Below are 12,685 nucleotides of genomic sequence, written 5' to 3' on the forward strand. Positions count from 1 at the left end.
TACTCGTGAGTTTCGCTGTTTTACTCGTGAGTTTGGGCGATATACTCGTGAATTTACGCTGTTTACTCGTGAGTTTCACTGTTTTACTCGTGAATTCGATTTTTATCATTGCCGCATAAAGAAAGCAGCGATTCCCTTAAGAATCGCTGCTCCTCCTATTTATGCTCCTGCCCAAACATCTTTCGCATATCTGCCATTTTCCTCTAATAGTTGAAGCCATTCTGTGGCTTCTTCTTTCGTTGTTTGATAGATATGCATATAGCTGTCAATTATGGTTCGTTCAACATCTGGCGCCATTTTGCTTCCGTCTCCGCAGATGTATAGGTGTCCTCCTTCTTCTTTTAATAAAGGAAGGATGTCATGGGCGTTTTCCGCTAATCGGTTCTGGACATATGTTTTTTCTTGACCGGGACATCTTGAGTAAGCGGTGTGCAGTGTTACAAGGCCTTCTTGTTCGGCTTGCACGAGTTCTTCTTGATAGAGGAAATCGTATTCCGGATTTCGGCATCCAAAGTAAAGGTGAGCCGTCCCTAAAGTTTCACCTTTTTCTTTCAAAACGCGACGTGCCTGGATGAATCCCCTGAATGGTGCAATTCCTGTTCCAGGGCCAATCATGATGATTGGTTTTCCTGTTTTCTCTGGAAGTTGGAAATTGGATTGCGGCGTATTGATAAAGCAGGCTATTTTGTCTCCTTGGAAGCGTTCTGCCAAATAATTCGATGCAATTCCTTTGTATTCCCCGTTTCCGCTCAAAGCTTCTCCACGGACGACGCTGACGGTGATGCTTGCTTCTCCTTCGTTGTGGAGTGGTGAGCTTGAGATAGAGTAGTATCTTGCTTTTAAAGGTGGCAGTAAAGCCAGAAAACGTTCAAACGGGATTTCACATGCAAGATACTTTTCTATAAGGTCAAGCATGGTTATGCGCTTGTTCAGGATTTCTTGTTTATAGATACTGTCCAAAAGAAGATCTTCAAGTTCTTTTACATGTGGAGGACATACCGTATGAGTGGCAAGCGCCCGAATTTGAGACCTGGTGGCGGGTACTTGGAACTCCAAATAGTTTGATAGTAACTCCTCGAGTTTTACTGGTTTTCCTGTAGGAAGATGAGCAGCTTTTCCGGAATCCCCAGTCAGATTTACGTAATCATGGCCATTTAGGTTAAATCGACTGAGCACTCGCTCGACAAGTTCCGCTGGATTTTGCGGAAGTACCCCGAGATGATCGCCTTCCTGATAATGTATTCCCTCTGGCAGCGTTAATTCTATATGCCGTGTACTTCTTCCGCTATCTTCATGCTGTAATTCAGTATTCCTTTTTACAATGGATGTAAACGCATGATGGGTGCGGGCAAGCGGTGTGCCGCTCACATCACTTACGAAGTTCATCGTAATCGAGCTAACTACCCGATCATTCCCATTCACTTCAATGTTCAGGGCTTCGGCAAGATTCGGCCAAAGGGCACGTAATCCCCTTCAAAGTCATCGCTTGCATCTCCATAGCCTGTTTCTGACAGCCGCACTGCTCCTTTTTGTTCCAGCCGCTCATCGATGAAGATTGGAATGCGTTGGTACGTATTGGCCCAATTGCGGTCACCGCAGCCGAAGATCGCATAGTGAACACCATCCAATGTGTTACCCTTGCTTTCCTTCAGCCATGAAACGAAGTCACCTGCATTATCCGGGGGATTTCCATTATAAGATGCCGAGACTATAAGAACAGCTCCTTCTTTGGGAAGCCGATCGGTGTAATCATTTAAAGGGGCAACCTCGGCATTGAAGCCTTGCCGCTTCCCTGTTTCGGCAAGGTCACGAGCAATCCCTTCCGCTGTTCCCATATTTGATCCGAACAGGACGAGTAATGGTGTCCCATGTGCTGACTCGATTGGAGATGCCGTGGCTCCTTTGTCCGCTGACTTTGATTCTGGAGAAGCAGCGGTAAATGACATCGTCGGCTTCCTCGGTGAAACGCGCATGGTCAATCCTTCTGGTTTGAGAGTCAAAGTTTCTTTAACATCCAATTGATATTCTTCATGATCAATCAAGTCAAAGTGCTGTAAAACCATGCCAAGCACCAGTGTCGCTTCATGAAGGGCAAACTGCTGTCCGATACAGGCGCGCTGCCCGTTTCCAAACGGTTTATAAGCATGATAAGGGATGGACTCCAGATCCTCGAACCGCTCAGGAATGAACGATTCAACGTCATCACCCCAAACGGATGGATCACGGTGAAGCTCGGGAATAAGCAGCGAGAACACATCACCTTTCTTCACATTATATTTTCCACCCAGCATGGTATCTTCTTTCGCATAAACGGAAAACGCCGGAGCTGTCGGCCACAGACGAAGCGTTTCATTCAGCACCATCCGGACATATTTCAGCTTTTTCACTTGTTTGTAATCAGGAACATCATCACCCAGTACTTCATCGACTTCCTGCTGCGCTTTTTTTAACTTGTCTCTGTTATTCATGAGGAAATAGATGGCGAACGATAGGAGACCGCTCGTCGTTTCATGCCCAGCTATTAAAAAGGTAATGATTTGAAAACGAATATTTTCATCATCCAGTGATACACCCGTTTCGGGATCGACTCCTTTCAACATATGGGAAAGAAGGTCATCTTCTCCCTGATCACCATTTTGTTTTCGTTCAGTAATCAATTCATCCACTAGAGAGAACATATATTGAATGTCTTCCCTGAATTGTTTTTTAGACTTGATCATCAGTTTATCTTGGATGCCAAGCCGCTGCGTTTGGTTCATCGCTTCATCCAAAGCACGCACCATACTGGAGACAAAAGGATGGGTGGTCTCCCGATAAAAACTGTTAAAGCGGTAATTGAACCCGCAGAGTCCGATCGTATCCAAGGTCAATCGTGTCATATCTTCAGGAACATCTATCTCATCAGCTGGATTCAGGCGAGCCCATTTTTGAATGAGTTGGGTAGCAAGATCCACCATTTTAGCATGATAGCCCTTCATTGCCTGCTGGCTAAAGCTAGGCAGCAGGATGTTATGGGCCTTTTTCCAATTCGGCTCCGTCGTTTCACTTGTGAAAAGACCATCGCCGCCAAACGCTCTCACTTTCTGTAGGGCTGGACCGACTTTCTTATCAAATCTTGTTTCATCACAAATTTCTTTAGCGAGTGAAGCACTGGATACGAATGTAGTGATTCGACCCGGAAATGGGAACTGAAAAATCGGCCCAAGTTCTCGTGCCAGCTTCATGTAAGACTGAAGCGGCTTATCCTTATCAATGATAGGCAGGCTGCCTAGGGGGCCATATGTCTTTGGCTGTGGAAACTGAGTTGTTTTTTCCATTTTATTAGCACCTCTTTCAATAGTGTAGATTGTCGGAATGAACGTTCATTCCGTTAATAGTAAAATATCTCAAGCATGCAAACGGACTGCATCCCAAAAACTTTCTTCCACATCTTCCAAAAGTTTTGGTTCAGGTTCTAACTCCCCGATGCGAACAAGTCGCTCAAGCTCAAGAAATGCTCCGTAAATGATGGCAATCAAAGCTGAAGAAGGAATATCCTTAATTTTTTTTTTCTCTTTTCCTTTATCAAAGAAATTTTTAAATATATCCAATAGCCCTTGAAAGCTTGCATGACTATCCTCATTTAAAAAATGGGCTCCACTATGTATTTTAATAAAATAAAGAGCTTGGTCCTGATCGGTTGTAAAGTGAACCATTGATTTAAAAATGTGGTGAAACTGATTTCGAATTGAATCTTCATGAGGAAATCCATTCTTGACCGTTTCAGTGAAAATATCCAAGTACTCTTGAAAAATCTTGTTGCCCAGCACTTCCTTATTCTCGAAATAGCGATAAATGGTACCCGCTCCAACTCCTGCCGATGTAGCAATCATCGGGATCGTCGTCGCATCATATCCCCGTTCTGCGAATAGCACTAAAGCGCTGGATACTATACTGTCTCGTTTATTTACTGCCGTGATCATAATGATTCACCCCTTTTTTCACAAGATGCGGAATGAATGTTCATTCCTGTTAATGTAAGTGTATACCCAATAAAATCCAATCTCAATCGCGCATACTACCCATATTTTGTGAATTCTTTATTAACGGAGGGGGATAAAAGGCTGAAAGGATTTCTTTTTAAGGAATTAAATGGGTACTACAAACTATCGTTTGCCCATAAAAATAAGAGCTGATAGTCACAGCTCTTCAAGATTAAAACAGGATGATTTTCATGTTCATCAATTAAATCAAAAGAACTTATGCATGATTATAGCGTTCAGATAGTTTCTTTTTATGGGCATTGAACACATCTTCCAATGGGATATTGTACTTGTTCGCAATCACAATCAAGTTTCCTAGCACATCTCCCAATTCTTCGGTTAACTCCTGTTTGTTTTCTTCATACGAACCAATAACCTCATCAGGTCTATCCCTGCCGATTTCAAGGGAGCGAATGGCTCGTGCCACCTCGCCAGTTTCTTCTGCCAAAAAGCCGATGCGAATGAAAATGTCCAATTCTGACCATCCTCGTGCTTCATAATAATCTTTTACCCATTGTTGAAATTCAGTGACGTTCATATTCATCCACCTTTCATTTAGATAATTCAAGTTTAACAAATCCCCCTGAATTTTGTATGATAAGAAAGGAAGATTACTAAATGGGAGATGTGATATTTTGAAAAGTCTAGCTGTATTTTGTGGATCAAGCAAAGGTGCATCAGCTGTCTATGTAGAAGAGGCTAAAAAACTGGGTGCGGAACTGGCAAAACGTAATATTACCCTTGTCTATGGGGGCTCAAGTGTAGGAATCATGGGTGCAGTTGCAGATTCCGTTTTGGAAGCAGGCGGAAATGTAATTGGAGTCATGCCAGATTTTCTAGAAAAAAAAGAAATCGCACATAAGAACTTAACCGAGCTGATTGTCGTGGAATCCATGCATGAAAGAAAAGCAAAAATGGCTGAGCTTGCAGATGGGTTCATGGCCTTGCCAGGCGGGCCAGGAACATTGGAAGAATTCTTTGAGATTTTCACTTGGGCTCAGCTTGGTCTTCATCAAAAACCTTGCGGACTCTTAAATATCAATCACTATTATGATCCATTGGTCGCTTTATTCAATCATATGTCCGACGAACAGTTCCTGCATGAAAAATTCCGTTCCATGGCGCTGGTAGATGTTGAACCAAATGGACTTCTTGATCAATTTAATACATATGAACCGCCAACCGTAAAAACTTTCATTACCGAAAAACAAACCTGATCATTAAAAAACAACCGGCCAAGATCAATAATGACCTTGGCCGGTTGTGATAATCTGCTGCGAACTGAAGGGTTAATTGAATATCAGGTTTAAATAATCTCCATGCCCCTCAATAAGTTGCACTTCATGCTGGGATGTAATCCAGAAGAAATGAAATGTAAGCCCCTCTTCATCTCCTCCACCCGTTGGCTGATGATCCCATTCATCAGGAACATTGTATACACATATTTGATAAAAAAATCTATTATGTATGGCACCATCAGCGTTCTCCCAAAAATCTTCCGCAATCAATTTCTGCACATGAAGTTTTTCCAGACCTGTTTCTTCTTTCATTTCCCTAATCACCGCTTGGTAAGCATCTTCTTGAGGCTTTACTGTTCCCTTGGGTATCTGTATCCCCGCTTCCCTAATGGGATGTTGAAAAACCAACCTGTGTTTCTCCATTACTGTTCCTTGTCACATACCCGTAAGCTTTTTTTATCGGTATCACCATCAATCACCAAAAGCAAATATGAGCTCTGTCTCGCATACGGTTTCTCCATCGACAGTAGCCCTTCCTTTTCCTTTACCGATAGGACCTTTCAAGCGAGTAATCTCTACTTCTAAACGTAATTGGTCCCCTGGTTTTACTTGCCTTTTAAAACGACATCCATCGATTCCAGCCAAAAGCCCGATTCGTCCTTTATTTTCTTCTTTTGTAAGCATGACAACAGCACTTACCTGTGCTAATGCCTCCACGATCAACACACCTGGCATCACTGGGTAATCGGGAAAGTGACCAGTAAAAAACTCTTCATTTGCCGTTACGTTTTTAATGGCCACCGCTCTCTTTCCTTCTTCCAATTCCAGTACTCTATCAACTAAAAGAAATGGATAGCGATGCCTGATAATGTCTTTGATTTCTTGAATATCAATCAATATTAAGTCCCCCATTGCGATGGATTGCTTTCATTTAATTTTACCATCAGTATCACCATATGGATATTTTTGCATATATAAAAAAGGCTGCCTGAGCAACCCTGTTTTCGCTTACAAATCCTTTGACTTTTTTTCCATCGATTTAGTTAACGGGGATAGAACCATTTGTTCATACCTCTCATAACCCCCTAATAATTTATGAATCAAACTTAGTTTAGGAACAACAAGGTAAACCGCCAATCCTGAAATGGTGCTTAGTATAGCACCTGCCAGCACATCCGCCGGAAAATGGACACCTACCCAAATACGGGAAATGCCAACAAGGAAAGCCAGCATGATCCATAACAACCACCATCCTCTTTTGAAAAGCCAAAAGGAGACACAAAACGAGAAAAACAAGATCGTATGGTCGCTTGGAAATGAATTATCCACTGCCTTTTCAATTAACTTATTAACATGGGTCAATTCAGCAAATGGCTGATTGTTTGAATGCAATTTCCCTGCCATTTTCCCCATCATTTCTGCTATTACAAATGTCATCATCCCACAAACAACCATCATTCTACTCTGTTCATTTCGAGTGAACCATAATACGATGACAGCTAAAGCTAATAAAAAAACCATGTACTCGGCAATGAAAATGGCAGAAGGGTTTAAAAAAGCGTATTGTTTCCCTAAGTCATTGATCATTCTAAATACATTGATATTCAGCTCAAAGAAATCCATTTCATACCCAACCTTCCTCTTTTTCTTACATATTAAAGAGAAAGGAAGTAAATCTCCATCGTTCTTCCTAACAGTTTAATCCATTATCTTACATTTTCGTCACACGCATGTTAGTTCTTATGCAGTTTCGCTAGCGTACTAAATCTTCTTGTATATTTCCTAAACATTCTATATAATCCATTAAAAACAAGGACGTTAGTTCAGTGAATAATGGTATTAACTCCGTTCTGATTCATAAAAACCAAGAAACTGTTTGGAATGCGATCACGAATGATGAATACATTTCTAAATGGTATGCCCCGGGTTCAAAGTGGAATATTCCTAAACTCAAGGTTGGGGAGAAGGCAATCTTCGTATTAATGCCTAGTGCCTATAACAATCTTAAAGATAACGAAAGTATCCCTATGAGCTTTACAATCCAAGAGATAATCTCTAACGAAAGGTTTCTTATTCCCCGGATTCAGATAACCTTGTTTTCACTTTCGAAATATACACAGAATCTGAAGAGTCTCCATACATGGACGGATATGAACTTAGTTTCGCTAACTTAAAATCATTTTTAGGAAGAGAACTTCCTTATGCCTAATAATTTTTTTAAAAGTCGGTGCGATATGTCTCAGAAACTAAATAGCACTTTACTAAGGAGGGTAAAAATGCTGCACATTCAGAGAAATTCCGATACTGCCATCATTGTCATTCACGAAATATATGGAATGAACCAACATATTCTGGGTTTTTGTGAGTCAATATCAAGACAGGATTTTGATGTCATCTGTCCGGATTTGTTAGAACGTGAGACGCCTTTTGATTATTCCCAAGAGGAAGCTGCTTATCGGCATTTTATGGAGAACGTAGGTTTCACAGGCGCTTTAGATAAAATAAAGGATATATTATTGGATATTAAAGAGGAATACCAAAGGATTTTTATCCTTGGATTCAGTGCAGGGGCAACTGTAGCTTGGCTGTGCAGTGAGGAAGAATGTGTCGATGGAATAGTTGGTTACTACGGTTCGCGTATTAGGAATTATGCACAATTAGCGCCACAATGCCCTGCATTGCTATTTTTCCCACTAGAAGAGCCATCATTTAATGTGGACGAGTTAATCCCAGCTTTAGAAAGAAAGAATGTCGAAGTTCATAAATTCAACGGCAAACACGGATTCAGTGACCCTTACAACTCAAACTATCATGTAGAATCAACACAGAAAGCCGTTAGCAACATGATGAAATTTTTTATGATGAATTGAGGTTCCACATACATCCTACTGCCGTTTTGCATTGATCCATTGTATCGAACCCGCATCACTATGGGGATGACAGTCATTTTGAACCTTTTTATATTCTATTTCCAATTCTTTTAAGGTTAACTTCATCAGCTGTTCCACACTCTTATTTACAGTATGGATCAAAAGTTTATGAATCAATTCCTTCCGCCTTTCTTCCACATCCTTCTTCATTTCACCCTCTCCTTTTATTCTGACATTATATGAAATGATGTATCCTCAGACAGGGGGAATGATCATCGGATTCCTTCTCTTCGATTTTACTTATTTTAATATATTCATTCTCTAAATCGGTTAAGGTTAATTCAAAAAGATGGATGTCATTCTTTTTATAAACTCCCTTGTTAATCAACTTGTTGATTAGGAAGTTTCTTTTTTTCTCAATCGCTTTACGTAATAATGTCCCCACGATAAATCCCCCTTTATAGGATGTATTGAAAGAGAATCTTTCGACTTGCCCATTCACAAAAAAACCGGAGACACCTCTTTACATGAAAGAAAAGTCTCCGGTTTTCCGGTCAATTAACCTATAATTCCTATTTAATTACTCGGCATTGTTATTGTTATAATACTAACTCTGTGATCCGCAGTCAACAATTTTTTCCTGCATCTTATTTATTTTTGCTTCGCTTCATGAAATGCTGCTTTCACTTTATCCAACAGGTCTTTATCCGAAATCAATTTATACCCTGTAAGTGCAAGGGCTTTTGCTCCGGTCAGGATGGCTTTGTCTCCAGCAGGAGATTTGGCACAGTCGCGGAATTCATTCGTATGGGCAATCAGCTCATCATGGCCAATTTTTATATAAGGATGTGCTGTCGGCACTACATGGCTTACATTACCAGCATCCGTCGAGCCAAAGCCACTCTCTTTTCGAGGACCCACCGCTTCCCCTAATTGAGCCAGTTCTTCTTTTAACAGTTCATCCAGGACTGGATTGATGACAAAATCGAGTACTTCATTTTGGAAACGTTCAACTTTAACCGTACTTCCTGTGGCAAGTGCTGCCCCTTCGGCAACAGCACGTATTTTATTCGATACTTCTTGGCAAAGTTTCCATGTTGTTGCTCTAATGTAAAACCTGGCAGAAGCATATTCAGGAATGATGTTAGGCGCTTCCCCGCCATTGGTGATGATTCCGTGAATTTTAACCTCGGCTGGGAGCTGCTGGCGCAAAGCATTAATGCCATTGAACAGCTGAATCACCGCGTCAAGTGCATTCACGCCTTCTTCAGGTGCAGCTGCTGCATGTGCTGACTTCCCGTAAAAATGAAAATCAAGGGGGTCGACTGCCAAAAATGGACTTGTGACACGCGTTTGCCCGCCAGGATGGATAAGGATGGCCGCATCCACCCCATCAAATAGACCGTGCTTCACAAAGCTGCCTTTTGCGCTTCCATTCGGCCCGCCCTCTTCAGCCGGTGTTCCGAAAACAATCACCTCTCCGCCCGTTTCCTCCAGCACTTGTGCCAAGGAAATGCCTGCTGCAACACTCGTTGTGCCGATGATATTATGGCCGCAAGCATGACCTAAACCCGGCAATGCATCATACTCGGCTAAAAAGGCAATTGTGGGCCCTTTCTTTGAAGAGGTCTTTTTGGCGATGAATCCTGTTTCATGTCCGGCTATATTGCGGGTCACTTCAAATCCTTCATTTCGAAGTATTCCGGTTAATGTATCCGAAGCGAAGAATTCTTGATTCCCAATTTCAGGTTTGGCATGAATGGCTTGACTCGTTTCGATATATAATTTGGAATGAAGGTCGATGTGATCTTCAATGATTTGCTGATGCTGCTTCCGCACTAATTCTCTCGCCATATTCTAATCTCCCCTTTTTGGTTTAAGGAGCCGGATAGGCATCTTGAATCCAGCCGGCGTTCCTTCACTTGTTCTAAATCATTATTTTTCATTAGCTGGTTTTGTCCAAGCATCCTGGTAATTCACTAATTCATCTACAGAAACATATGCAGGAATGGTGTTTCCTTTAAACGTTTTTTCAATGAACGCTTCCACTTTTTTCGATTGATAAAGCTCCACTAATTTTTGCAGCTCAGGGCGATCGGCATTACCCTTTTTAACTGCAATGATATTAATATACGGTTTGGCCGTTTTACTTTCATGGAATAAAGAATCTTTTAAAGTAAGGCCTGCTTCGACGGCAAAGTTATTATTGATGGCTGAAGCATCGGCATCATCCAATAGACGAGGTGTATTGCCGGCAGCAACAGGTTGGATTTTCAAGTTTTTCGGATTCTCCTTAATGATTTCCAATGATCCCGATCCATTGAATTCCTCTTTCAATGTAATCAATCCAGCTTCCTGAAGAAGGAGTAGTGCACGGCCAAAGTTTGTTGCTTCATTCGGAACGGCAATCGTAGCGCCATCCGGAAGATCCTTGAGATCTTTATGTTTTTTCGAATAAAGGCCCATAGGCGCAATGACAGTCGACCCGATGGCCTCCAATTTTAGATTTTGGTCTTGAACGAATTCATCGAAGTAAGCGACCGTTTGGAATGAATTGGCATCAATTTCCCCTTCACTTAACGCTAGGTTCGGTTGGATATAATCATTGAAAGTGACCAGTTCGATATTAAGCCCTTCCTCTTTCGCTATGTCGACAATGTATTCCCATGTTCTTGTATCCCCGCTGCTGACACCGACTTTCACTGTTTTCACCTCATCCGAACCGCCTGATGCACCTTCTTCTTTCCCGCATGCTGCAGCCACTATGGCCAATGCCAATACTATGATCGTTAATAAGATTTTCTTCATTTCTCCTACCTCCTGTTATTTTTATCTTCTTCTGATTTTTCTTGAAACAAAATTCCCGGTGGATTGCAATAATTGAACGATGATCACGAGCGCCGCCACTGTGACGATCATCGTCATCGTATCGAACCTTTGATAACCGTAAGCCAAAGCTAGATCTCCGACCCCGCCTGCCCCGACGGCACCTGCCATGGCCGTAGATCCAACAAGCCCGATTGTCGCTGTTGTAAATGTAAGGATCAACGAACTAAGTCCCTCGGGAATCAAAAAGCGATAAATGATTTGCCATGTCGTCGCCCCCATCGCCTGAGCTGCCTCGATGATCCCTTTGTCCACTTCCAACAGGGAGTTCTCCACAAGCCGGGCAATATAAGGAGCCGCGTAAAAGATTAACGGAACAATGGCCGCATTCGTTCCGATCGCACTGCCGACAATCATTCTCGTAAACGGAATAAGTGCTACAAGCAAGATGATGAAAGGAACCGACCGCAATATATTGATGATCGGGTTCAATACATTAAAGATCCATTTATTCTCCAGGATGTGACCCTTTCTTGTAATGACAAGCAGGATACCGAGCGGAAGCCCAATCAATCCGGAAAATACCAATGAGATGGCTACCATATAAAGTGTGTCACCGAAAGCTGTCGACAGCTGATCTGCCGTTATTTCCATTCCCCAAAGCGTATTACCCATTTATCTGCACCTCCTGGACGAGAATCCCCTCATCTTTAATATATTGATAAGCCTTGTCCACCTCATTTTTGTTCCCGGTCACTTCGATGATCAAATTCCCGAAAGGCGTTTCCTGAATCTCAGAAATATTGGCTGATAAAACACTTAAATGAACATCATATTTCTTCGAGATGGTTGAAAGTAAAGGAGTACCCGAAGTAGTCCCAATAAAATTAATTTTCCAAATAATCGGGATATGCGACCCTATGCTTTTTAGGAAACTTTGTGGAATTTCATCATGTATGACCGTTCTCACGAAGTTTTTTGCAATATCCGTTTGCGGTTTGGCAAAAACTTCGAAAACCGAACCTTGTTCAACGACGCATCCGCCCTCCATGACCGCTACCTTATTGCAAATTTCCCTAATGACAGACATTTCATGAGTGATTAGCAGAATGGTGATATTGTATTCTTTATTAATTTTCTTTAAGAGCTGCAGAACTGCACTCGTTGTTTGTGGATCCAATGCCGACGTTGCTTCATCACACAATAAGATCGATGGATTGGTAGCCAATGCTCTCGCAATGCCGATCCGCTGCTTTTGACCGCCGGATAATTGTTCCGGATAACTCTTTGCTTTGCTCGATAAGCCAACGAACTCCAACAGCTCGCCTACCCGCTTTTTGATTTCATTACCAGGGGTTCCCGATAAAATCAGCGGCATGGCGATATTATCAAAAACGGTCTTTGAGTTTAGCAAATTGAAATGCTGAAAGATCATCCCGATTTTTTTCTTTTCTGCCCGCAATTCCTTCGGGCTCAATTTGGTTAAATCCTTGCCCCCAACAATCACCGAACCATCTGAAGGATGTTCAAGCAAATTGACCAACCTGATCAACGTACTCTTCCCGGCCCCGCTATAACCGACTACACCGAATATATCCCCCTTTTCCACTGTCAAATTAATGCCCTTCAAAGCTTCGACAGTCTGTTTCTTTGTTTGATAAACCTTTTTGACATTTTGAAACTCAATCATCCAATCTCCCCCCATGCTGTTTATTTGTACGAATTCTTT

General features: G+C 41.9%; 14 protein-coding genes and 1 pseudogene. 3 read left to right on the top strand and 12 right to left on the bottom strand.

The window, feature by feature from the left end:
- Positions 1–159: 159 nt before the first annotated feature.
- The 3 genes and pseudogenes from ACFX4I_RS13240 to ACFX4I_RS13250 form a co-directional block, all read right to left on the bottom strand.
- Positions 160–3,317: pseudogene (locus tag ACFX4I_RS13240) on the bottom strand (bifunctional cytochrome P450/NADPH--P450 reductase).
- 69 nt (positions 3,318–3,386) lie between these two features.
- A complete protein-coding gene (locus tag ACFX4I_RS13245; protein ID WP_377421134.1) occupies positions 3,387–3,962 on the bottom strand; it encodes a TetR/AcrR family transcriptional regulator in 576 nt (191 codons plus the stop codon).
- 277 nt (positions 3,963–4,239) lie between these two features.
- Complete coding sequence (locus tag ACFX4I_RS13250; RefSeq protein WP_377421136.1) at positions 4,240–4,560, bottom strand: MazG nucleotide pyrophosphohydrolase domain-containing protein; 321 nt, start codon at positions 4,558–4,560, stop codon at positions 4,240–4,242.
- A 97-nt stretch (positions 4,561–4,657) separates the two neighbouring features.
- On the opposite strand from ACFX4I_RS13250, the gene ACFX4I_RS13255 reads away from it, so the two are divergent.
- Positions 4,658–5,239 (top strand): LOG family protein, encoded by a 582-nt coding sequence (locus tag ACFX4I_RS13255; protein WP_230300901.1) that lies wholly within the window; start codon positions 4,658–4,660, stop codon positions 5,237–5,239.
- 72 nt (positions 5,240–5,311) lie between these two features.
- On the opposite strand, the gene ACFX4I_RS13260 is transcribed toward ACFX4I_RS13255, so the two are convergent.
- The 3 genes from ACFX4I_RS13260 to ACFX4I_RS13270 all read right to left on the bottom strand — a co-directional run bounded on the left by ACFX4I_RS13260 (position 5,312) and on the right by ACFX4I_RS13270 (position 6,883).
- Positions 5,312–5,668 carry an NUDIX hydrolase gene (locus ACFX4I_RS13260; RefSeq protein WP_377421138.1) on the bottom strand — a complete coding sequence of 119 codons (357 nt, stop codon included), beginning with the start codon at positions 5,666–5,668 and terminating at the stop codon, positions 5,312–5,314.
- Positions 5,669–5,731: 63 nt separating this feature from the next.
- Entirely contained in the window at positions 5,732–6,157 is a 426-nt protein-coding gene (gene fabZ / locus ACFX4I_RS13265) for a 3-hydroxyacyl-ACP dehydratase FabZ (protein ID WP_230300903.1), read from the bottom strand.
- Positions 6,158–6,268: 111 nt separating this feature from the next.
- On the bottom strand, positions 6,269–6,883 hold the full coding sequence (locus tag ACFX4I_RS13270; protein WP_377421140.1) for an undecaprenyl-diphosphatase: 615 nt from the start codon (positions 6,881–6,883) through the stop codon (positions 6,269–6,271).
- A 203-nt stretch (positions 6,884–7,086) separates the two neighbouring features.
- Between ACFX4I_RS13270 and ACFX4I_RS13275 the strand changes: the two genes are divergently transcribed.
- Entirely contained in the window at positions 7,087–7,434 is a 348-nt protein-coding gene (locus tag ACFX4I_RS13275; RefSeq protein WP_377421142.1) for an SRPBCC family protein, read from the top strand.
- A gap of 102 nt (positions 7,435–7,536) precedes the next feature.
- Positions 7,537–8,130 carry a dienelactone hydrolase family protein gene (locus tag ACFX4I_RS13280; protein WP_377421144.1) on the top strand — a complete coding sequence of 198 codons (594 nt, stop codon included), beginning with the start codon at positions 7,537–7,539 and terminating at the stop codon, positions 8,128–8,130.
- Between the two features lie 15 nt (positions 8,131–8,145).
- On the opposite strand, the gene ACFX4I_RS13285 is transcribed toward ACFX4I_RS13280, so the two are convergent.
- The 6 genes from ACFX4I_RS13285 to ACFX4I_RS13310 all read right to left on the bottom strand — a co-directional run bounded on the left by ACFX4I_RS13285 (position 8,146) and on the right by ACFX4I_RS13310 (position 12,646).
- Positions 8,146–8,340: a Fur-regulated basic protein FbpA gene (locus ACFX4I_RS13285; RefSeq protein ID WP_377421146.1), complete on the bottom strand. Its 195-nt coding sequence runs from the start codon at positions 8,338–8,340 to the stop codon at positions 8,146–8,148.
- A gap of 25 nt (positions 8,341–8,365) precedes the next feature.
- Positions 8,366–8,575, bottom strand: coding sequence for a Fur-regulated basic protein FbpA (locus tag ACFX4I_RS13290; RefSeq protein WP_230300909.1), 210 nt, complete (start codon positions 8,573–8,575; stop codon positions 8,366–8,368).
- 206 nt (positions 8,576–8,781) lie between these two features.
- Positions 8,782–9,984: a M20 family metallopeptidase gene (locus ACFX4I_RS13295; protein ID WP_377421148.1), complete on the bottom strand. Its 1,203-nt coding sequence runs from the start codon at positions 9,982–9,984 to the stop codon at positions 8,782–8,784.
- 81 nt (positions 9,985–10,065) lie between these two features.
- Positions 10,066–10,938: a MetQ/NlpA family ABC transporter substrate-binding protein gene (locus tag ACFX4I_RS13300; protein ID WP_377421150.1), complete on the bottom strand. Its 873-nt coding sequence runs from the start codon at positions 10,936–10,938 to the stop codon at positions 10,066–10,068.
- Positions 10,939–10,959: 21 nt separating this feature from the next.
- Positions 10,960–11,610: a methionine ABC transporter permease gene (locus tag ACFX4I_RS13305; RefSeq protein ID WP_252281266.1), complete on the bottom strand. Its 651-nt coding sequence runs from the start codon at positions 11,608–11,610 to the stop codon at positions 10,960–10,962.
- A 13-nt stretch (positions 11,611–11,623) separates the two neighbouring features.
- Positions 11,624–12,646, bottom strand: a complete 1,023-nt coding sequence (locus tag ACFX4I_RS13310) for a methionine ABC transporter ATP-binding protein (RefSeq protein ID WP_377421152.1) — start codon at positions 12,644–12,646, stop codon at positions 11,624–11,626.
- Positions 12,647–12,685 lie beyond the last annotated feature (39 nt).

This window comes from Peribacillus sp. YIM B13472 (genome assembly GCF_042788005.1).
GTDB classification, from domain to species: Bacteria; Bacillota; Bacilli; order Bacillales; family DSM-1321; genus Peribacillus; species Peribacillus simplex_E.